The sequence below is a fragment of the Flavobacterium aquaticum genome (genome assembly GCF_003259835.1).
GTDB lineage: Bacteria > Bacteroidota > Bacteroidia > Flavobacteriales > Flavobacteriaceae > Flavobacterium > Flavobacterium aquaticum.
This window is the reverse complement of record NZ_QLMI01000007.1, coordinates 1-19,912: the sequence shown is the minus strand read 5'-3', so window position 1 is coordinate 19,912 and position 19,912 is coordinate 1. Positions and strand designations below refer to the sequence as shown.

Sequence of the window (19,912 nt, the reverse complement as noted above, 5' to 3'; positions counted from 1 at the left end):
TAATCACATGCAAAAATCAAGTTTCAAAAAAGGCATTCGAAAATTACATCTTTGGTTGGGTTTATCTACCGGTTTAATCGTTTTTATCATTTCGATTACAGGTGCGATTTATGTTTTTCAGGAAGAAATTACCAATTACCTTCGAAAAGATGCCATTTATCATCACGAAGCAAATATTGCCAACAAACAACCGCTTTCACTTAAAGTGTTAGAACAAAAAGTAGATGCGTTTACCAATGAAAAATATCCGATTCATTGGGTAACGGTTCCTATCGATAAAAGCCGAAGCTACATTTTCTATTACTATGAAAGAAATCCAGAGGGTTGGAATTTTTACGAAGAATATTTCGTTTACAAATCGGTTTATGTGAATCCGTTTACGGGTGAAATTCGTGGTGTTTATGATGAAACGACAGATTTTTTCAACATCATCAAATCGATTCACTATAGTTTTATGCTGAAAACCGATTGGGGAACTTATGTTTGCGGAATTCCTACATTGATTTTTGTTTTCATGCTGATTTCGGGTATTATTTTGTGGTGGCCCAAAAACAAAAACGCCAGAAAACAACGTTTTGCTTTTAATTGGAAAAACGTAAAAAGTTGGAAACGCAAAAACTACGATTTGCATAACATTTTAGGATTTTATGTTTCGTCTTTAGCTTTTGTGGTTGCCTTTACGGGATTGTTTTATGCGTTTTTCTTCATTCAAGCGATTTTATACTTCGTATTTTCTGGTGGAAGCACTACGTATCCTGATTTTTCGCACATTCAAACCAAAGCACCAATCGAAATGCGAGATGAACACACGTTGGATAAAATTGGAAAAAAAGTCGAGGAATTATATCCAAATGCGTTTCAATACAGTTTGGATTTTGGTTACGAACATTTAGACGACCACGAACATCCAAATTATGATGTGTTTGTGAAGCAACTCTCCTACTCGTATCATGTGAATCACAGTTTGATTTTTGATGAAAATTCGGGAGAATTATTGCACCAACATTCACATCACGACAAGAACTTGGGCGAAAAAGCGGTTGCTGCGAATTATGATATTCACATTGGAGCTATTTTTGGCATTTGGAGCAAGATTTTAGCGTTGATTATTAGTTTAGTTTGCGCGTCATTACCGGTTACAGGGTTCTTTATTTGGTGGGGAAAACGAAATAAAAAGTAAAACTATGTGTTGCAATTATTCCATTTTAAAACAAACCCAAAACGGCATGCTGATTTTCTTGAAAGGTTGTGGCAATTACCAATTAACCTTCAATAACCTCAACTTTAGCCTTACCGAAGACGAATTAATTGCGTTTGCAAATTACCTAAAACGTATTGATATCGACTATTGGGAAAAGGAATACGAACACTCCATTTATAAAAAGAAAATTCCCATACCAACGTTGCAAAGCAATTTCATTATTCTCATTAATCGATTAGAATTGTATGAATTACTCGTACTCATCAACTTCGAAAACACAAACGAAATGTTAAGTTATAACGATTTAAAAAATGGAATATTTTGGAATTAAAGCTCACTTAGGTGGGCTTTTTTATTTGTAGATTTTTACGAATTTGTAAATATTTTATTATATTTGATTTCATTTAAAAATAAGTGAAATAAAATGCTCGAAACTTTCGACAATCTTGCCCAAATGTTATAAAACTTATCAGAAATTTTCGCATATAAACAAGTTATGTGCAAGTTTATCTAACTAAATCTTCTAAAATAAAAAATTATGGATTTTAAATCAGAAAGTCATCTCCAAAATTTAATAATTGACACATTAAAAAAAGATAAAATTTTAGAAACTATAGCAGGAATTGATGAATTAGATGATCATTTAAATAGAGAAATTAATGATAAATTTATTCCAGGATTTCAAATAGATTTTCAGTTAAGAACACTATATTGTAAAAAAGCAAAAGAGGTTTTAGACTCATTTACTTTTTATGAAATAATTTCTGGTGAAGAAATTAAAAACATATCAATACAGAAAGACACAAAAGCAAAAAAAGAGCGATTATATCCAGATGCATTAATTGCTAACTCTGAGAGAAGTAATTTTTCCATATTAGAGTTGAAAAAAGATTATCAAACTGAAAGAGAAGCAATTACTGAACTTTTTGCTTATGCAATAGAAGTAAAAAACCACCTACCTAACATTGCTGATTCGGATATAAATCTTGTAATAATTTCTACAAAATTCAATACACTTTTAGACCACTCAATTAGCTCTTTAATTTTAGGCACAAAATTCAACATTTTAGCATTAAAGGCCGACTTCGTTGATAAGAAACTAGCACTAAAAATCCATATTCCAGATAGTTGGACAGATATCTGGCAAAATACTTTGCCAGAGTACGCATTTTCAAGTGTTTCCTTAGTTCCATATCAATATGACAAAAAGAAAGAAACTCCACCAGAGATTTTTTTGTTCGAAATAATAGATGATTTGATCTCTTTCAATGGAGCAAAGAATAATTCACACGGTTTCTTTGTTATATGGAAAAACATTACACATTTTGAAAGTCCTGCAAGCTTCTGTATTTCTTTATACCAAATAAACCCATTTGTGTTTTTAAAAGCTTCATTAGAAAACAACTTCACTCTAAATACAAATGAACCTTTGTGCAAATATATATTAGATAATTATAGTGATAATGAATATTATCATCCTGAAAGTTTAATGAATGTTGCTAAAGAAGTTAAGAAATTTTTAGACCAATACTTCGATACTAGTTACGAAGATTTTTCGAGTTGGACTGACCACATTTATCGTGGCTCTAATTTCAGAAGCCAAGCACTTCCAATGACATTTAATTCTTGGGGAAATATTGGGGATTATGTTAGATATTATTTCTTTCATCCATCCTTAAAAAATGGCTTTTATTCAGATAAACAACTTAATTCTCCTTTATTCTATAAAGATCCTGTGTTCGGTATAGAATTAATTAACAGAATATCAGGAAATACGTTATTTGAAAATGGAGTTTATAATTTCACATCACTATTTGAATATGCAAAGCAACTTAGAGAATTATTGAATATTTCCAATTGGTACATAGAAACAAAAAAAGGAAATCAAAAAAAGGAACTATTAGAGCCTAGATTATACTTTGCAACTCTTGATGTACTTGCCTCTTCAAGAGAGATACAATATAGATTAAATTATATTGATGTAGAACTTGAAAAACCCACACCATTACGAATCGATCTTTATGAAGCTTATGAAGATACCGTTGATAATATTACCGAAAACATAAGATGGTTTACTTCCCATTTCTTAAAAAACAACCCTATACATCAGGAATTTTTTTCTAATTCAATAAACTGGTGTTCAATTTATATGGATTCTGAAATGATTATAGATTCTGTAGTTGAATCAAAGATCAAAAAAGAAATAGTTGGATATTGTAAAACTATCATGTTTGCTATTTTAGAAGGAGAAATAATTTCAAAATCATCATTCTTTGGTGATAAAATTTTTGATATTATTTCTGTCTATTTTAATTCTGTTGAAAAATTAAAAAATGTGGAATCTAGAAAAGAGTTATTTAATCTTATCGAATCCATAGAGGAAGAAAAAATATTAAACTACTTTGACAATGCCTTTCTATTACTTCTTGACAATGTTTATTTTGAAGTATTTCATCCCTTAGTGTCTTTTAATGATGTCTCATTTATTACCAAAGATTGGAAAAAATTAAAATTACAACTTATTAAAAGATATAATGAAGGACATCGTTATGGAGCAATAATCCTTGATTCAAATGGTAACTTAGCAATAGGAATTCTTCCCAAAGAATATCAATATACTAAACCAATTGATGACCCTGAAAAGGAAGTTTACATCATGATTAACGAAAGTGGAATTGGAGTAATAAGTCTAGTTAATTGGGATCAAGTAAAAGATGGAAGTGCTTTTTCAATTAAACAAAAGAAAGTTTAAAACCAGCACAAAGCCGGCGTGACCTTAATAACCAAATCAAAAAACTGTTTATTACTACTCGCAAATTTATAAATCATAAACAAATAGAATCCCGAGTTCCCTCGGGATTTCTTCTTTATTCTATTCTCCAATCTCCTACCTCTTAAAAAAAACTTTTCAACCTACCATTTGAATTTCAATTCGTTATAAATTTTATTTAAAATAAATCTAAATAAACTTTGTGAATTCATTTTGACTTTATATTTTTGCATCATTATTTTAATTAAATCTAAATAAGATGTATAAAAACATTTTAAAAACTATAGTCCTATTGTCTTCACTACAGGCAATTGCCCAAGAAAACCCTAATGATGTTAGCGAAAACTATTTTACCGTAAACGATACCGTAAAAAAACTAAAAGAAGTAGTGGTTACCGCAAAAAACAATCCATCAAAATCTTCAGTAAACAGAGCAGGAATCAAAGAAAAAGATTTACCTCAAGCGGTTCAAGTTATTGGAACAGAAATTATCCAACAACAACAATCGGTTCGTTTGAGTGATGTGGTTAAAAATGCCAATGGTGTGTATGTGGGTTCGGCTCGCGGTGGCGCACAAGAATCGTTTTGGTCAAGAGGTTATGATATGTCGGCAAACAACATGTTTAAAAATGGTTTCCGTTTTAACAGCGGTTCTATTCCAGAAGTTTCTTCATTAGAAAAAGTAGAAATTTTAAAAGGAAGTGCCGCACTTTTATACGGAAATGTAGCGCCTGGAGGAATTATGAACATGGTAACCAAAACACCTAACTTTAAAACCGGTGGCGAATTCACTATGCAAGCTGGAAGCTATAATTTCTACAAACCTTCGGCTGATGTGTATGGTGCTTTTAATAATTCGATTGCGTATCGCTTCAATGGTTCGTATGAAAACTCGGAAAGCTTTAGAGATTATGTTACTAAAGAACGTTACTACGTAAACCCTTCCCTACTTTTTAAAGTGAGTGATAAAACCGAAATCACCTTACAAGCGGATTATTTAAGCGACGATTGGACACCTGATTTTGGAACAGGTTCTATTGGAAAAGAAATTGCCGATGTACCAAGAAACGCCTATTTAGGAGCAAAATGGTCAAACGGAAACACAAAACAAGCAACCGCTTCGATATTGGTAAACCATGAATTCAATAAAAATTGGAAACTAAATTTTAATTCTTCTTTCCAAGATTACGACAGAGAATCTATAGGTACAGAACGTATTCAACCCGCTGCAAATGGCGATTGGAATCGTCCGTATGGAAGAAATAAAGCAGTAGAACAAATTTTGGCTAACCAAATTAGTTTACAAGGAAACTTTAAAACAGGTAAAATCAAACACCAATTGTTCACAGGAATCGATACAGAAATTTCGTATGCCGATGCGTATACGTTTAGATTTTTCAATCCTGATGTGTTAGATGTGAATGGCGATCCAGTAACTGTAACTATTTATGGAGATCCAACTAATCCTGTAAACATCTTTGATCCTGTTTTATATGATGCAACTTACGATGGTCCAATTATGCCATCTGAAGTAACAAGAATCGTAAAAACAGAAACTACTCGTTTAGGAGTTTATGCACAAGATTTGATTTCGTTCTCTGACAAATTCAAAGCATTATTAGGTATTCGTTATTCGTACCAAGAAGCAAAACCAGAAACTCATAATAAAGTTAACAACACAATTACTGAAGAAAAAATTCGCAACGACAGAGCTTTCTCACCTAAAGTGGGATTAATTTACCAACCTACAAAAAGCATTACTTTATTCTCTAGTTATTCCAACTCGTTTACACCAAATACTGGAATAGATATTAATAACGAAGCTTTAAAACCTTCGATTATTGACCAAACTGAAGCCGGAATTAAAAACGAATTCTGGAAAGGAAAATTAACTACAAACGTTACTTTATACCAAATTGTAAACAGCAATTTAGTACAAACGGCAGAATTTGACGCAAACGGAAACATCAATACAAATCCAAATCTTAAAGCGTTAAGCGGTGAAACTACTAGTAAAGGAATCGAATTGGATATTACCTACAAACCTATTGACGATTTCAATATTATGGCAGGTTACAGCTACAACGATATGCGTTATACAGAAACAACTGGATTAACTGGAAGTTTTATAGAAGGTGATCGTTTAGTAAGAACGCCTCAACATACTGCTAACTTAAGTTTCTTCTATACTGTTCCTACAGGAATGTTTAAAAATGTATCTGTTGGAGCGATTGGAAACTACATTGGAGACCGAGTTGGAGGATGGAACAATCAGGTAAATCCTGCATATCCAAACAACGTTTGGGATAGAGAAATTCCAGTTAATGGTTACACAACTATTGATGTATCATTGGGTTACAATTGGAAGCAATTTTCATTACTTTGCAAATTATCTAATATTACCAACGAGTTAAATTATACGATGCACGAAAATTACAGTGTAAATCCAATTGCTCCAAGACAAATTTTAACTTCGTTACGTTATAAATTTTAAGAATTCAATTAAAAAAAATGAAACAACAAAAATTAGTTAGAGACATTCACCGCGATTTTGGTTACTTCTACGTAGGATTAATTATTTCGTTTGCTTTTTCGGGAATTTTAATGAACCACAGAGAACATTGGCATCCTGAAAAATACACGATTGAAACCAAAAACATCAAAGTACAATTACCAGAAGAAAGCCAAATTACTGAGGAATTCGCTGAAAACTTAGGAAAACAATTAGGCATCGATGATAAAATGCGCCGCCATAACGTAAAAAAAGGCACATTTAAAATTTCGTTTGAAAAGCACGATGTAGAAATCGACATGAAAACCGGAAAAGGTGAAATTGTTGCTTTCAATAAAACACCAATTATCAGCCAAACAATGAAGTTGCACAAAACTACTTCTAACTGGTGGATTTATTACTCTGATATTTTTGGAATCTCCTTAATACTTATTGCCATCACGGGAACTTTAATGGTAACCCACGGCAAAAACACTTTTAAACGCCGAGGTTGGAAATTAGCCGTAGCCGGAATTATTTTCCCCATCTTAGTTTTAATTATTTTGAGTTAATAAACGAAAAGGTTCACGAAAGTGAGCCTTTTTTGTTTTAGAAAATTGTAACTATTTTATTATATTTGGAAATCAAAATTAAATCCTATTTTGTTTGAAATGGGAATAATTCATAATAAGACAAAAAAATAGAATATTGAAAATACTACATATAATCGGAAATGGATTTGACTTGAATCTTGGTTTAAAAACAAGTTATAAAGATTTCTATGATTTTTATAAAAATCTTGAATCAACAAAGAATAGCGTCAATAAATTAAAAACAAATATTTCAAATAATTACAAAAATTGGTCTGATTTAGAGCTTGCTTTGGGACAATATACAGAAGAATTTAAAACAGTCGATGAATTTGATGAAGTTATAGAAGATATTGGAGAACAACTTGCTGAATTTTTGAAAAACGAAGAAGCAAAATTTAACGTTACTGAGGTTGATAAAGAAAAATTTTTTGAAAATCTTGTAAAACCGGAAATTTACCTTCCAGTAGCAGATACAAATAAAATAAATACATTTAAAAGTAATTTTTCTAGCAATGCATGGACAGTTGACATATTCACGTTCAATTACACAACAATTATTGAAAAAATAATTGAAGAAAAGAAAAACATTAGAATTGGTAATCATGTTAAAGAAACTCATGCGGTCACTTTAAGAAGTGTAGAACATATTCATGGCTATGTTGATAATAGAATGGTTTTAGGAATAAATGATGTTTCACAATTAAAAAACAAAGAATTTCATAAAAATGTTGATGTATTGGAAGCTATTATCAAAGAGCAATGTAATATTGCCTATGGACACACTATAGATAGTCAGTTCAAAACAAAAATTAAACAAGCAGATATGATTTGTATTTTTGGTTCCTCATTAGGTGATACAGACAATATTTGGTGGGAATCAATTGGAAATATATTAAAGGAAAGAAATATACCAATTATTATTTTCACAAAAGGGGAAGAAGTAATTTCTCCAAGAATTGGTTATAAAAACAATAGAACGAAAAGAAAAATGACAAACTACTTTTTAAAAAAAACAAATTTGTCAAATGAAGAAATTGAAAAAATAAGTAATAATATTTTTGTAGCCATAGACACTGGAATGTTTAGAGAAATATTAAAAAAGTAATTCCCTAGCTAGTGCAAGCGTCACGCTCGTGATCACAAAGTAAAGCTAATAAAAACAAAAAAAATCCCGAGCTAACTCGGGATTTCATCTTTATGCTATATTCTTATTTCTTAACCGGAATATTCTCTAAAATTTCCAAAACAAACTTCCAAAATTTCTGAGACGATTTAATCGATGCTCTTTCATCTGGGCTGTGTGCTCCGTGAATCGTTGGTCCAAAAGAAATCATGTCCATGTTTGGATAATTCGTTCCTAAGATACCACATTCTAATCCTGCGTGACAAGCTACTACATTTGGTTTAGCACCGTTTTGTTTTTCGTAAATAGAAGTTAATACATCTAAAATTTCTGATTTTACATTTGGTGTCCAACCTGGGTAACTTCCTCCAAATTCAACTTCGCAACCAAACAATTCGTAAGCCGAACGCAACGCATTCGCTAAATCAAATTTAGAACTCTCCACAGAGGAACGCGTTAAATTCTGAATCGAAATTTCGCCATCTTTTACAATTACTCTGGCAATATTATTTGATGTCTCTACTAAATCAGCCATATCAGCTGACATTCTGTAAACGCCGTTGTGTGCTGCATAAATCGCTCGTAACAAGCCTTCTTGCACGCCTAAATCCATCACTTTTGCTGGAGTTGAATCACTTTTAACAATTTCAATCGTTAAATTCGGCTCCATTGTTTTGAACTCGGCTTTGATTTCGTTGATGATTTCTTGCATATCAAAAACAAAAGCTTCGTCATAAATCGCAGCGATGATTACTTTCGCAACACTTTCTCTTGGAATCGCATTACGTAAACTTCCACCAGAAATTTCAGCAATTTGCAGACCAAAATTCTCAAATCCGTCAAATAACAAACGGTTCATGATTTTGTTTGCATTTCCTAATCCTTTGTGAATATCCATTCCCGAGTGACCGCCTTTTAAGCCTTTCACTGTAATGGTATAACCAACTGAACCTTCTGGAGTTTCTTCCTCATTATAGCTTCTTGTAGCTGTTACATCTACTCCACCCGCGCATCCGATATCGATTTCATCGTCTTCTTCTGTATCTAAATTCAATAAAATTTCTCCGTCAAGCATGCCACCTTGTAAGCCCATTGCTCCTGTCATTCCCGTTTCTTCATCAATCGTAAACAACGCTTCAATTGCTGGATGTGGAATATCAGTACTTTCTAAAATAGCCATAATGGTTGCTACTCCTAAACCGTTATCAGCACCAAGTGTAGTTCCTTTAGCACGAACCCAATCACCATCAACATACATTTCAATTCCTTGTGTATCGAAATCGAAATTCGTGTCGTTGTTTTTTTGGTGTACCATATCCAAATGCGATTGCATTACGATGGTTTTGCGATTTTCCATTCCTGGAGTCGCTGGTTTTTTGATAATCACATTCCCCACATGATCTTTCACAGTTGGCAATCCTAATTTTTGACCGAATTCCATAATGAACGCAATCACACGCTCTTCTTTCTTAGATGGACGCGGTACGGCATTCAAATCGGCAAATTTGTTCCAAAGTGCTTTTGGCTCTAAATTTCTTATTTCTTGGCTCATTGTTTTATTTATTATTTTTTAAATCTGATATAATTATGATAATCTCGTTTTTCAAATGTGTAAATCAAATTGAATTACATTCCAAACTACGGCAATATCTACTCCAAAATATTCGTGAATTAGTAAATTTCGAAAACCGATAATTTGTTTCCATTCAATAGTTTGATAAGTAGCTATTATTTCTTTTGATAAATGATTTGAAGCTTCTCCAATAATTTCAAGTTGTCTAACAGAAGCATGTAACATCATTGAATTTTGTTCAAAATCAGAAAAGCTAACATCTGAAGTGTATTTTTCAATTTCTTCAATTGCATCAAAAATATGCTGTAATCTTATAAAATCTTTGGGATTACTTGGCATAAATCAATGTTTTTTCGCTGTCAATGATGGGTTTTATATATTTAGAAACAGCATTTGAAGAAACCAAATCGACTTTTTTACCTAATAATTGTTCTAAATCGAATTTCATTTGAACAAATTGAAGTCCAATTCTTTCAGAATAATCTAATTCAACTAACAAATCTACATCGCTATCATTTTCAGCCTCATTTCTTACATAAGAGCCAAAAAGATACGCTTTCAAAACGGGTTTTGTTTTGAAATAGTTTGAGATTTTTAATATTTGAGATTTTCCTAATTGCATACTACAAATATAAGAAGAGTTTTTATATTTACGATATGAAAAAAATTATTGCTTTTAGCCTAATTATCCAAATCATCGTAGTGAAAACGATTGGTTTGTTTCCTGATTTTGTAGAAAATTGGTACAGCAAAGGTTTTTATCCGAAATTGGCTTTTGTATCGAGAAAAGTATTCGGTTGGTTGCCGTTTTCGGTTGGCGATGTCATCTATTTCATACTGATTTTACTTTTATTGCGTTGGATTTGGAAACATCGAATCGGATTTTTTAAAGAATGGAAAAATAACGGATTAGCGATATTGAGTTGGGTTTCGGTGTTTTATTTTTTCTTTCATTTGCTTTGGGGAATGAACTATTACAGAATTCCGTTGCATGAAAAATTACAGATTGAAAAAGAATATTCGGTAGATCAATTGAAAGTTTTTATTGAAAAAACGTTGGTAAAAACCAATGCTCTACAATTGCAAATCACTAAAAATGATTCGGTTGCCGTTGTGATTCCGTATTCGGATGAAGAAATTTATAATTTGGCTTTGAAAGGATACCAAAACATCCCAACAGATTTAGAAGAATTCCGTTACGAAGTAAAAAGTATCAAATCATCGTTATTTAGTTATCCGTTGAGTTATATGGGATTTGGTGGGTATTTGAATCCGTTTACCAATGAAGCACAAGTGAATTATTTAAAACCAAAATATACTTCACCTTTAACCACTTGCCACGAAATGGCACATCAAACGGGAATTGGAAGCGAAAGTGAATGCAATTTCATCGGATTTGTAACGGCTTCCAAAAATGATGACTTGTATTTCCAATATTCGGCATACAGTTTTGCGTTGCGCTATGCATTACATAATTTGGAGATGATGCAAGAAGGAAGTTCGGATGTTTACATAAAAAAAATCAACAAAGGAGTTTTGAAAAACTTTGATGAAAATAAAATCTTTTGGAACCAATACCAAACACCAATCAATACCTTTTTCGAATATTTCTACGACAATTTCTTAAAAGCAAACCAACAAAAAGACGGCATGGAAGGGTATAATAAATTTGTGGGATTGGCGATTGGGTATGGAGAAGTGATAAGTAAAAAGTAAATAGTGATAAGCTTTTTACTAATTACTAATTACTTTTCACTTATCACTAAAATCAAACTTCATCACTCGTAAAACTAACTTGATTTCTCTTTTTATATGGACGCATAATTAACCTTGCTTCTCTATCAAAGCGAATGTAATTGTAAACCCAATTTAAGAAAACTACGGCTTTATTTTTGAATCCTATTAGCGAAAACAAATGCACAAACATCCAAACAAACCAAGCAAAAACACCACTGAATTTGAATTTTGGCAAATCGACAACCGCTTTGTTTCTTCCTATCGTTGCCATCGAGCCTTTGTCTTTGTATTCGAATGGTTTAGGTGCTTTTTTATTAATGATTTTAATTAAATTATCGGCTAATAATCGTCCTTGTTGCATCGCAGGTTGCGCCATCATAGGATGTCCTTGTGGGTAATTTTCTAGAGCCATTACGGCAATATCGCCAATTGCAAATAAATGTTCATAACCTTCTACTTGATTGAATTGGTTCACCTTGATTCGGTTTACATTTTTGATAAAACTATCGGCTTTTAAACCATGAGGCAAAGCACCTTGCACTCCGGCTGTCCAAATCACCGTTGCCGAATCAAAAGACAAATCGGAATTGGTAGTAACCGTTTTTCCATCGTAACCTGTTACACGAACGTTTTTCCAAACGCTTACTCCTAAATCTAACAGAAATTTTTCTGCTTTCTCGGAAGCATTTTCACTCATCGAATCTAAAACTCTGTCGCTTCCTTGAATTAGATTGATTTCCATTTTTCGAACATCCAAATCGGGATAATCTTTTGGAAGAATTGCTTTTTTCATTTCGGCTAAAGCACCTGCTAGCTCTACTCCTGTTGGACCACCACCTACTAATACGAAATTCATCAAACTATGACGTTCGTCGATATCATTGGTAAGCAACGCTTGTTCGAAATTCTCTAAAATCAAACTGCGAATATTCAACGATTGTGGAATCGTTTTCATCGCCATACTATTGCGTTCGATTTCTTTATTACCAAAATAATTGGTTTTCGAACCGGTAGCAATAACTAAATAATCAAATTTTAATTCGCCAATATCGGAGTAAATGGTATTGTTTTCTGCATCAATATCGCGAACTTCGGCCAATCGGAAATAAAAATCTTTATATTCTTGAACGATTTTCCTTATTGGATAAGCAATCGAATCAGGTTCTAAACCGCCTGTTGCTACTTGATACATTAAAGGTTGGAAATTATGATAATTGTGCTTGTCTAGTAAAACAACTTGTACGTTTTTATTGCGAAGTCTTTTCGCTAAAGAAATTCCTGCAAAACCACCACCTATGATGACAATTCTTGGAAAACTACTACGAGGTATGTTCATTTATCATTATAAATTAATCACTTCAAAGATAAGAAGAAAAAGAATTGAATGTTTCGTAAAATAGTTAATGATTCTTTAAATTTGAAATAGTAAACTTGTAACAAATTCGTTCAAAAGACTACTTATTGAATATGAAATCAGAATCGGAAGCACTTTTCGTAAAACAACTCAAAGAGAATCAGAATATAATCCACAAAATTTGTCGATTATATACTACTGATGAGGATGCGCATAACGATTTGTTTCAAGAAATTACGATACAATTATGGAAAGCATTCCCAAACTTTAGAGGCGATTCTAAATTTACTACTTGGGCGTATCGCGTAGGATTAAATACAGCAATTACACTTTATCGAAAAAAGAAGCGAAGTATTGACACCATTGAGTTTGATAGTACTTTTCATAAAGTAACACAAGACGATTATAACTTTGAGGAAGAAGAAAAATTAAAGCTTTTATACAGTGCAATTAGCGAATTAAATGATATTGAAAAAGCCTTAGTTTTTTTGTATTTAGAAGATAAAGATTATACCGAAATTTCAGAAACGTTAGGGATTAGTGAAGTGAATGCACGAGTAAAAATGAATCGTGTTAAAGGAAAATTAAAAAAAATATTAAATCCGTAAATATGGATGAATTAGAATTATTAAAAAAAGACTGGAAAAAACAAGAAGGTTCTTTCCATCAAATAAGTGAAAAAGAAATTTATGGAATGCTGCATAAAGGTTCGTCTTCTATTGTGAAGTGGATTATGATTATCAGTGTTTTAGAGTTACTTTTATGGTTAAGCATTTCGTTTTTAACCGCAGATGATCAATATTTTAAAACTTTAGAATTATATCATTTAGATACATTTATGCCTATTATGTCTATCATAAGCTATGGTGTTATCTTGTTTTTTATCTTCTTATTTTTCAAAAACTACAAAGCCATTAACACTACAGATAATGTAAAACAATTGATGCAAAACATTTTAAAGACTCGTAAAACGGTGAAATATTATGTTTGGTATAATTTAGCAATGACAGCAATTTCGATGATTATTGTTTTTATATTTCAATTTTTATATGATCCTTCTATAAATAAAATGATAGACAATGCATCTTCTAATATCGATCCAAAAACATTTTACTGCATCATGCTTTTGGTTTATGCTGTAGTGATTGTTGTTTTTATTGGATTAATTTGGTTATTCTACAGATTACTTTATGGCATTTTAATGAGAAGACTTCAAAAAAACTACGACGAACTTAAAAAAATAGACTACTAATGAAAAAATTCTTTATTTCGCTTTTAACTTTAGTTACCGGATTATCCTTTTCTCAAGAATTAGAGAAAAGTCTGTTATGGAAAATCTCTGGGAATGGATTAAAACACGAATCGTATTTGTTTGGAACTATCCATATTACTTGCGATGCAACGTTAGATGAAAATACTTTAAAAGCGCTTGAAAATACTAAGCAATTATATCTTGAGCTTGATATGGATGAGAAATCTATGCAAATGCAAATGATGAAGTATATGATGATGAAAGATGGTGTAAAATTATCTACTTTATTAAATGCTGACGATTTTAAAACCGTAGATGAATTTTTAAAGAAAAATATGAACATGTCTGCGAAGATGTTCGATAGCTTTAAGCCTTTTATGATTACCACCATGTTGTATCCAAAAATGCTGGATTGTCCATTTCAATCGGTTGAAAGTGAATTGATGAAAGTAACCAAAGAACAAAACGAAGAGGTTTTTGGTTTAGAAACAGTAGAAGACCAAATGAAAGTTTTTGATAATATTTCCTATGAAATTCAAGCTGAGGAATTAGTAAAAACGGCAAAAAGCGGTTTAGATAAAGACAAAGTAGAGTTAGCTAAAATGATGGAAATTTATAAAAGTAAAGACATCGAGGGTATGCTTAAAATGATGGACGATTCAGACAATAAAATAACTTCTGAAAATCAAGATGTTTTATTGAACAACAGAAATAAAAACTGGATTCCAATTATCATTAAAACTATAAAAGACAAACCAACATTCTTTGGTGTTGGCGCCGGACATTTAGCTGGTGAAGAAGGAGTTATTAAACTTCTAAGAAAGCAAGGTTACAAAGTTGAAGCTGTAAAATAAAACTAATAAAAAAAGGTTCTGAAATTCAGAACCTTTTTTTATTTAATAGCGCCATTTTCTTTCTACATCTAATTTAGCCTGTTCTTCTAGAACTTCGGCAGGAATTACTTTTAGTAAAGAAGGATGTTGTTCTATTGCAAATTCGATCATTTCTACTACTTCATCAACCGTTGCTGTTTCGTAATCAATTTTTAAAGGTTCTTTAATTACCATCGATTGTAAGATTCCTTTTTTCTTAATCATCAATCCTTTTCTGTCAAAAGAACGACGGAAACCATCAATTACAATAGGCACCACAACTGGTTTGTGCTGTAAAATAATATGAGCTGTTCCTTTTCGTACTGGTTTAAAAGAACGTGTTGTTCCCTGTGGAAAAGTAATTACCCAACCGTCTTCTAAGGCTATCTTAATATTTTCAGTATCGTTTGGATTAACTTCTTTCTTTTCTGTTACGTCTTTTCCTTTTGCTCTCCAAGTTCTTTCAACGGTAATTGCGCCAGCATAAGCTAGTATTCTAGGTAATAATCCCTCTTGCATGGTTTCTTTGGCAGCAACATAATACAAGTTTAATTTAGGATTCCATAAATACATTACATTTTTAATGTTGTTTTCTCTTCCTTTTAAACTTGCATTAAAAACGTGAAACATAGCTACAACATCAGCAAAGTATGTTTGATGATTTGAAATAAACAAAACATTAGTATCAGGCAAACTTCTTATGATTTCAGAGCCTTCAATATGCAATTGGTTAAAATAACGATAACGACGGTGTGTTAAAAAACCCGCAATACGAATTAACCAAGTCTTTAAAAACAATATATGTCCGAAAGGATTTCTCTTAAATAATCCCATAATTTTTTTATTTTTTACAAAACAAGAACGCAAAAGTAGTAAAATAGGTGATTTTAGAAAGAAAAACAGCTTAAAATCACAATATAACGTTATAATTTGAAATCGCTAAAAATTGCATTTACCCAAAGCACATTTAATCGTCTCCTTTAACTCACTCATCATCATAGCAGTAGCTCCCCAAACTACATATTTATCTACCATAAAAGCAGGAACTTCAATATCAGTTGCGTAAGACGTTGACATCTTCACTTTCGTGATACTTTTTTCATCTAAAAAATCGGCAATCGAAAATTCTAACACTCTCTTAACTTCATCCAAATCAGGAATAAAAGTTAATTCTTCATGCGAAATCCCCATAAATGGAGCTACCAAAAAATTACTTGGCGGAATGTAAATTTCGCTAAACGGCTTTATGATTTGAATTTTTTCTGGATGAATCCCAACCTCTTCATGCGTTTCTCTCAGCGCAGTTTCTTCCAAATCAGCGTCGTATTCTTCTACTTTTCCACCAGGAAAACCTATTTGCGAGGAATGAACTCCTGGATACGAATTCCGAACAATTAAAGCCAAATGTGTAATCGAATTTTTAGGATAAAACAGCATTAAGACCGCTGCTTTCCTTGGATTTTTATCGATATAATTTTCCTCTTTTAAATAAGAAATACGCTCTAAAGGTGCCATTTTTGCATGCGCATCCGTAGAAAGAAGGGTTTCTTTTTCTATCTTTGGAATATATTTTATAAAATCATTAAAAAGCATACCATTACAATTTAGCAAACTTAAAGGTAGCTATTTTTTTTTAAACAAAATAACATTCTAATTCAATAATATGTTCAGTAAAGAAGAAGCACTACAGATAAAAAAAGATTTTTGGATAGCATTTGCCGAAGAATATCCGCGTAAATGGTTGTTATACAATACAAAAATAAAAGATGTAACCTTCAAATTTTATGTTGACAATAAAAAAGCACAAGTTTTACTTGATATAGAACCAAAAGACGAAGAAAAACGTAAGATATATTATGAGAAAGTAGAATCGTTAAAAACCATTCTTTTAGAAGACTATTTAGATGATGTTATTTTTGAACGTAATTTTTATTTAGAAACCGGAAAAATTATCAGTCGTGTTTGGGTAGAAAAAACAGGAATTAGCATAAATAACAAAAATACTTGGCCTGAAATTTTTGACTTCTTTGCCGAAAAAATGGATGCTTTTGAGCGATTCTTCTATGAAAATGAGGATTATATTAAAGATTTAGAAATCAATACTTAATTCAAATACTTTGTAACATTGTTAACACTTTATTTGAATTCTTACTCTTAAATTTGAAAAAATGTTAGCTATGAAAAACTTATTTTTATTACTTTTAGTAATCACATTCCAGTCGTGTCAATCACAAACTAAAGAACCTAAAACTATGAATTCAAATTCCAAAAAAACCGAAGCGCAATGGAAAGCAGAGCTTACACCTGAGCAATATGAAGTTTTAAGAAACAAAGGAACCGAAAGAGCCTTTACGGGAGAATATTGGGATCATTTTGAAAAAGGAAAATACGTTTGTGCTGCTTGTGGAAATGATTTATTTACTTCAGACACTAAATTTGATTCGCACTGCGGTTGGCCATCATTTGATAAATCAATAAAAGGCTCAGTTGTATACAAACAAGATTTGAGCTACGGAATGGTTAGAACGGAAGTCTTATGTGCCAAATGTGATGGTCATTTAGGACATATTTTTGATGATGGACCAAAAGAAACTACTGGTCAACGCTATTGTATGAATTCGGTTTCTATAAAATTTGTTCCAGAAACAAAGTAAAGGCATGCTGATACAAAGTTTAAGAAATAATCTCTCTGAAAACATTAACCTTCTTCATCAATTAACTAATGAAGAAATAACATTGTCATTCCCAGAATTGGGCAATGCTACGATTGGTGAACACATGCGCCATAGTATTGAACTTTTGGGTTCGCTCTTGGATAATTATGAAAATGGTCTTATCAATTATGATAAACGAAAAAGAGATATAATGCTTCAAACCGATAAAACAGAAGCCATAAAAATTTTAGAAAAATATTGTTTTGAACTTGATAAACCGAACAAACAATTATCACTAGTACACAATTGTTTCAGTGATACAGAAATGCTTGAAACCAACTACTTTAGAGAATTGATTTACAATTTAGAACACTGCATTCATCATCAAGCTTTGATAAAAGTAGCGTTACATAGTTTGCCTCACATTAGAATATCCGATTCTTTCGGAATAGCGCCTTCAACACTAGAATATCGCAAACAATGTGCACAGTAACATATATTCCAACTTCTGAAGGTTGTATAATTACATCCAACAGAGATGAAAAAATTACTCGCGAAAAAGCACTTTCGCCACAAGAATATTTAATTGATGGAAAAAAGATAATCTTCCCAAAAGATCCAAAAGCAGGCGGAACTTGGGTAGCGCACAATAAAACTAAAATTATTGTTCTACTTAACGGAGCGCAAGAAAAACACATTCCAAAAGTAAAATACCGAAAAAGTAGAGGTTTAATCGTCTTAGATTTGATGACCGCTAAAAAGACCATAGATTATTGGGAAAAAATTGATTTGTCTGACATTGAACCGTTCACAATTGTATTAATTGAAAACAATAAATTAACGCAATTGCAATGGAACGAAGCTGAAAAAAGCACAACAGAATTTGATGCGAAGCAATTTCATATTTGGTCCTCTTCTACTCTATATTCTAAAGAAATTAGAGAACAAAGAAAAGAATGGTTTCAAGATTTTATAAAAAGTAAAAACTGTCCAACATCAGAAGAAATTTTACATTTTCATCAATTTACAGAATCAGAGAATAAAGAATTTGGATTACAGATTAATCGCAACGATGTATTGAAAACCATCAGTATAACGCAATGCAAGGTTACAAACGATACAATAAAAATGGACTATCTTGATTTATTCGAATAAAAATGACAAAACTGAATCTTTTCCTACATAAGTTAACCCATTGGGAATATTGGCCATATCAAGTAGTGTATTTGCCTGTTTATTTCCAATACTTGTATTATGTGATTAGAACACGATCATTTTTTTTCTTTAATGCTTCAAATCCAACAATTAAAAACGGAGGATTTTTTATGGAATCGAAAAAAGAGATTTACGATTTGATTCCGCCACAATATTATCCAAAAACTATTTTAGTTAGCCCAAATGAAAATTTAGAAGTTATTTTAGAAAGAATTAACTCCGAAAATATTCAATTCCCTTTAATTGCTAAACCCGATATTGGTTTAAGAGGAACTGCCGTAAAAAAAATCCACAACACAGAAGAACTAGAAAATTATCTCAAAAAAGCAAAATTTGCTATTTTAATACAAGATTTGATTCCGTACGAAAATGAAATCGGACTTTTCTACGTAAAATTACCAAACCAACCAGGAAAAATAACCGGAATTGTTTCCAAAGAATTCATGATTCTAACTGGAAACGGAAAAAACACCCTTCGCGAATTACTTCATCAAGACAAACGCTATCTACTACAATTAGAAGTACTTGAAGAAGAATACAAAGACAAACTAAACACAATTTTAAACGAAGGAGAAACCATAAATTTAGTTCCTTATGGAAATCATTGTCGCGGTACAAAATTTGTCGATGCTAGTCACGAAATCACCTCTGAAATGATGGAAAGTTTCAACACTATTTGTAGTCAAATTAATGGTTTTCATTTCGGAAGAATGGACATTATGTACCATTCTTATGAAGATTTAGCACAAGGAAAAAACTTTCAAATCGTAGAAATCAACGGTGCCATCAGCGAGCCCACACACATGTACGACCCAAAACATTCGCTTTTATTCGGCTGGAAAGAACTCACTCGTCATTTCCATTACATGTATTTAATCAGTAAAAACAACCATAAAAGTGGTGCAAAATACCTGACTTTTAAAGAAGGTGTAGAAGAATTTAAAAATCACCACAAACATTACGATACTATTCTTGAGTTTTAGGGCGTTCCCTAAGGGTCGGGCTATCCGCACTCGCTTTACTTAAAATCCTGAGGTATTTTAAGTAAGAGCTCAAACAATTGCTACACACGAGCTT

21 protein-coding genes are annotated in these 19,912 nt (G+C 31.9%); 15 read left to right on the top strand and 6 right to left on the bottom strand.

Going from position 1 to position 19,912, the window contains the following annotated elements; genetic code table 11:
- Nucleotides 1-7: 7 nt before the first annotated feature.
- The 6 genes from B0I03_RS10905 (at nucleotide 8) to B0I03_RS10880 (ending at nucleotide 8,160) form a co-directional block, all read left to right on the top strand.
- A complete protein-coding gene (locus B0I03_RS10905; RefSeq protein ID WP_111567474.1) occupies nucleotides 8-1,180 on the top strand; it encodes a PepSY-associated TM helix domain-containing protein in 1,173 nt (390 codons plus the stop codon).
- A 4-nt stretch (nucleotides 1,181-1,184) separates the two neighbouring features.
- The gene (locus tag B0I03_RS10900) at nucleotides 1,185-1,532 is read left to right on the top strand and encodes a DUF6686 family protein (RefSeq protein WP_073583815.1); all 348 of its coding nucleotides are present in this window, start codon (nucleotides 1,185-1,187) and stop codon (nucleotides 1,530-1,532) included.
- A gap of 207 nt (nucleotides 1,533-1,739) precedes the next feature.
- Complete coding sequence (locus B0I03_RS10895; protein WP_111567472.1) at nucleotides 1,740-3,953, top strand: hypothetical protein; 2,214 nt, start codon at nucleotides 1,740-1,742, stop codon at nucleotides 3,951-3,953.
- Between the two features lie 277 nt (nucleotides 3,954-4,230).
- The gene (locus B0I03_RS10890; protein ID WP_111567471.1) at nucleotides 4,231-6,465 is read left to right on the top strand and encodes a TonB-dependent siderophore receptor; all 2,235 of its coding nucleotides are present in this window, start codon (nucleotides 4,231-4,233) and stop codon (nucleotides 6,463-6,465) included.
- Nucleotides 6,466-6,482: 17 nt separating this feature from the next.
- Nucleotides 6,483-7,034 carry a PepSY-associated TM helix domain-containing protein gene (locus B0I03_RS10885; protein WP_111567470.1) on the top strand — a complete coding sequence of 184 codons (552 nt, stop codon included), beginning with the start codon at nucleotides 6,483-6,485 and terminating at the stop codon, nucleotides 7,032-7,034.
- A gap of 136 nt (nucleotides 7,035-7,170) precedes the next feature.
- The gene (locus B0I03_RS10880; protein WP_181452386.1) at nucleotides 7,171-8,160 is read left to right on the top strand and encodes an AbiH family protein; all 990 of its coding nucleotides are present in this window, start codon (nucleotides 7,171-7,173) and stop codon (nucleotides 8,158-8,160) included.
- A 103-nt stretch (nucleotides 8,161-8,263) separates the two neighbouring features.
- Here B0I03_RS10880 and B0I03_RS10875 read toward each other — a convergent pair whose 3' ends face one another.
- Genes B0I03_RS10875 through B0I03_RS10865 form a run of 3 tightly spaced genes read right to left on the bottom strand, consistent with a single transcriptional unit; the run spans nucleotide 8,264 to nucleotide 10,373 of the window.
- Nucleotides 8,264-9,730, bottom strand: coding sequence for an aminoacyl-histidine dipeptidase (locus tag B0I03_RS10875; RefSeq protein WP_111567468.1), 1,467 nt, complete (start codon nucleotides 9,728-9,730; stop codon nucleotides 8,264-8,266).
- 51 nt (nucleotides 9,731-9,781) lie between these two features.
- Entirely contained in the window at nucleotides 9,782-10,090 is a 309-nt protein-coding gene (locus tag B0I03_RS10870) for a HepT-like ribonuclease domain-containing protein (protein WP_111567467.1), read from the bottom strand.
- Nucleotides 10,080-10,373, bottom strand: coding sequence for a nucleotidyltransferase family protein (locus B0I03_RS10865; RefSeq protein WP_111567466.1), 294 nt, complete (start codon nucleotides 10,371-10,373; stop codon nucleotides 10,080-10,082). The genes B0I03_RS10870 and B0I03_RS10865 overlap by 11 nt, the downstream gene beginning before the upstream one ends.
- A gap of 35 nt (nucleotides 10,374-10,408) precedes the next feature.
- On the opposite strand from B0I03_RS10865, the gene B0I03_RS10860 reads away from it, so the two are divergent.
- Nucleotides 10,409-11,467, top strand: coding sequence for a DUF3810 domain-containing protein (locus B0I03_RS10860; RefSeq protein WP_181452385.1), 1,059 nt, complete (start codon nucleotides 10,409-10,411; stop codon nucleotides 11,465-11,467).
- A 52-nt stretch (nucleotides 11,468-11,519) separates the two neighbouring features.
- Here the strand turns inward: B0I03_RS10860 and B0I03_RS10855 are convergent, their stop codons facing one another.
- On the bottom strand, nucleotides 11,520-12,824 hold the full coding sequence (locus tag B0I03_RS10855) for an NAD(P)/FAD-dependent oxidoreductase (RefSeq protein WP_111567465.1): 1,305 nt from the start codon (nucleotides 12,822-12,824) through the stop codon (nucleotides 11,520-11,522).
- A gap of 131 nt (nucleotides 12,825-12,955) precedes the next feature.
- On the opposite strand from B0I03_RS10855, the gene B0I03_RS10850 reads away from it, so the two are divergent.
- Genes B0I03_RS10850 through B0I03_RS10840 form a run of 3 tightly spaced genes read left to right on the top strand, consistent with a single transcriptional unit; the run spans nucleotide 12,956 to nucleotide 14,948 of the window.
- Nucleotides 12,956-13,450: an RNA polymerase sigma factor gene (locus B0I03_RS10850; RefSeq protein ID WP_111567464.1), complete on the top strand. Its 495-nt coding sequence runs from the start codon at nucleotides 12,956-12,958 to the stop codon at nucleotides 13,448-13,450.
- A gap of 2 nt (nucleotides 13,451-13,452) precedes the next feature.
- Entirely contained in the window at nucleotides 13,453-14,094 is a 642-nt protein-coding gene (locus tag B0I03_RS10845; protein WP_111567463.1) for an ABC transporter ATP-binding protein, read from the top strand.
- Nucleotides 14,094-14,948: a TraB/GumN family protein gene (locus B0I03_RS10840; protein WP_111567462.1), complete on the top strand. Its 855-nt coding sequence runs from the start codon at nucleotides 14,094-14,096 to the stop codon at nucleotides 14,946-14,948. The genes B0I03_RS10845 and B0I03_RS10840 overlap by 1 nt, the downstream gene beginning before the upstream one ends.
- Nucleotides 14,949-14,990: 42 nt before the next feature.
- Here the strand turns inward: B0I03_RS10840 and B0I03_RS10835 are convergent, their stop codons facing one another.
- Nucleotides 14,991-15,800, bottom strand: a complete 810-nt coding sequence (locus B0I03_RS10835) for a lysophospholipid acyltransferase family protein (protein WP_111567461.1) — start codon at nucleotides 15,798-15,800, stop codon at nucleotides 14,991-14,993.
- Nucleotides 15,801-15,905: 105 nt separating this feature from the next.
- Nucleotides 15,906-16,559, bottom strand: a complete 654-nt coding sequence (locus tag B0I03_RS10830; RefSeq protein WP_111567460.1) for an NUDIX hydrolase — start codon at nucleotides 16,557-16,559, stop codon at nucleotides 15,906-15,908.
- Between the two features lie 70 nt (nucleotides 16,560-16,629).
- On the opposite strand from B0I03_RS10830, the gene B0I03_RS10825 reads away from it, so the two are divergent.
- The 5 genes from B0I03_RS10825 (at nucleotide 16,630) to B0I03_RS10805 (ending at nucleotide 19,818) form a co-directional block, all read left to right on the top strand.
- Nucleotides 16,630-17,073, top strand: coding sequence for a DUF4268 domain-containing protein (locus tag B0I03_RS10825; RefSeq protein ID WP_111567459.1), 444 nt, complete (start codon nucleotides 16,630-16,632; stop codon nucleotides 17,071-17,073).
- Nucleotides 17,074-17,143: 70 nt separating this feature from the next.
- The gene (gene msrB / locus B0I03_RS10820) at nucleotides 17,144-17,620 is read left to right on the top strand and encodes a peptide-methionine (R)-S-oxide reductase MsrB (RefSeq protein ID WP_111567614.1); all 477 of its coding nucleotides are present in this window, start codon (nucleotides 17,144-17,146) and stop codon (nucleotides 17,618-17,620) included.
- Nucleotides 17,621-17,624: 4 nt separating this feature from the next.
- Nucleotides 17,625-18,113 (top strand): DinB family protein, encoded by a 489-nt coding sequence (locus B0I03_RS10815; protein WP_111567613.1) that lies wholly within the window; start codon nucleotides 17,625-17,627, stop codon nucleotides 18,111-18,113.
- Entirely contained in the window at nucleotides 18,101-18,775 is a 675-nt protein-coding gene (locus B0I03_RS10810; RefSeq protein WP_111567458.1) for an NRDE family protein, read from the top strand. Before B0I03_RS10815 ends, B0I03_RS10810 begins: the two co-directional genes overlap by 13 nt.
- A gap of 2 nt (nucleotides 18,776-18,777) precedes the next feature.
- Nucleotides 18,778-19,818 carry an ATP-grasp domain-containing protein gene (locus tag B0I03_RS10805; protein ID WP_111567457.1) on the top strand — a complete coding sequence of 347 codons (1,041 nt, stop codon included), beginning with the start codon at nucleotides 18,778-18,780 and terminating at the stop codon, nucleotides 19,816-19,818.
- Nucleotides 19,819-19,912: the final 94 nt, after the last annotated feature.

Coding starts and splice junctions, on each gene's coding strand:
- B0I03_RS10905 (WP_111567474.1), top strand. CDS start 8: ATGCAAAAATCAAGTTTCAAAAAAGGCATTCGAAAATTACATCTTTGG.
- B0I03_RS10900 (WP_073583815.1), top strand. CDS start 1,185: ATGTGTTGCAATTATTCCATTTTAAAACAAACCCAAAACGGCATGCTG.
- B0I03_RS10895 (WP_111567472.1), top strand. CDS start 1,740: ATGGATTTTAAATCAGAAAGTCATCTCCAAAATTTAATAATTGACACA.
- B0I03_RS10890 (WP_111567471.1), top strand. CDS start 4,231: ATGTATAAAAACATTTTAAAAACTATAGTCCTATTGTCTTCACTACAG.
- B0I03_RS10885 (WP_111567470.1), top strand. CDS start 6,483: ATGAAACAACAAAAATTAGTTAGAGACATTCACCGCGATTTTGGTTAC.
- B0I03_RS10875 (WP_111567468.1), bottom strand. CDS start 9,730: ATGAGCCAAGAAATAAGAAATTTAGAGCCAAAAGCACTTTGGAACAAA.
- B0I03_RS10870 (WP_111567467.1), bottom strand. CDS start 10,090: ATGCCAAGTAATCCCAAAGATTTTATAAGATTACAGCATATTTTTGAT.
- B0I03_RS10865 (WP_111567466.1), bottom strand. CDS start 10,373: ATGCAATTAGGAAAATCTCAAATATTAAAAATCTCAAACTATTTCAAA.
- B0I03_RS10860 (WP_181452385.1), top strand. CDS start 10,409: ATGAAAAAAATTATTGCTTTTAGCCTAATTATCCAAATCATCGTAGTG.
- B0I03_RS10855 (WP_111567465.1), bottom strand. CDS start 12,824: ATGAACATACCTCGTAGTAGTTTTCCAAGAATTGTCATCATAGGTGGT.
- B0I03_RS10850 (WP_111567464.1), top strand. CDS start 12,956: ATGAAATCAGAATCGGAAGCACTTTTCGTAAAACAACTCAAAGAGAAT.
- B0I03_RS10845 (WP_111567463.1), top strand. CDS start 13,453: ATGGATGAATTAGAATTATTAAAAAAAGACTGGAAAAAACAAGAAGGT.
- B0I03_RS10840 (WP_111567462.1), top strand. CDS start 14,094: ATGAAAAAATTCTTTATTTCGCTTTTAACTTTAGTTACCGGATTATCC.
- B0I03_RS10835 (WP_111567461.1), bottom strand. CDS start 15,800: ATGGGATTATTTAAGAGAAATCCTTTCGGACATATATTGTTTTTAAAG.
- B0I03_RS10830 (WP_111567460.1), bottom strand. CDS start 16,559: ATGCTTTTTAATGATTTTATAAAATATATTCCAAAGATAGAAAAAGAA.
- B0I03_RS10825 (WP_111567459.1), top strand. CDS start 16,630: ATGTTCAGTAAAGAAGAAGCACTACAGATAAAAAAAGATTTTTGGATA.
- msrB (WP_111567614.1), top strand. CDS start 17,144: ATGAAAAACTTATTTTTATTACTTTTAGTAATCACATTCCAGTCGTGT.
- B0I03_RS10815 (WP_111567613.1), top strand. CDS start 17,625: ATGCTGATACAAAGTTTAAGAAATAATCTCTCTGAAAACATTAACCTT.
- B0I03_RS10810 (WP_111567458.1), top strand. CDS start 18,101: ATGTGCACAGTAACATATATTCCAACTTCTGAAGGTTGTATAATTACA.
- B0I03_RS10805 (WP_111567457.1), top strand. CDS start 18,778: ATGACAAAACTGAATCTTTTCCTACATAAGTTAACCCATTGGGAATAT.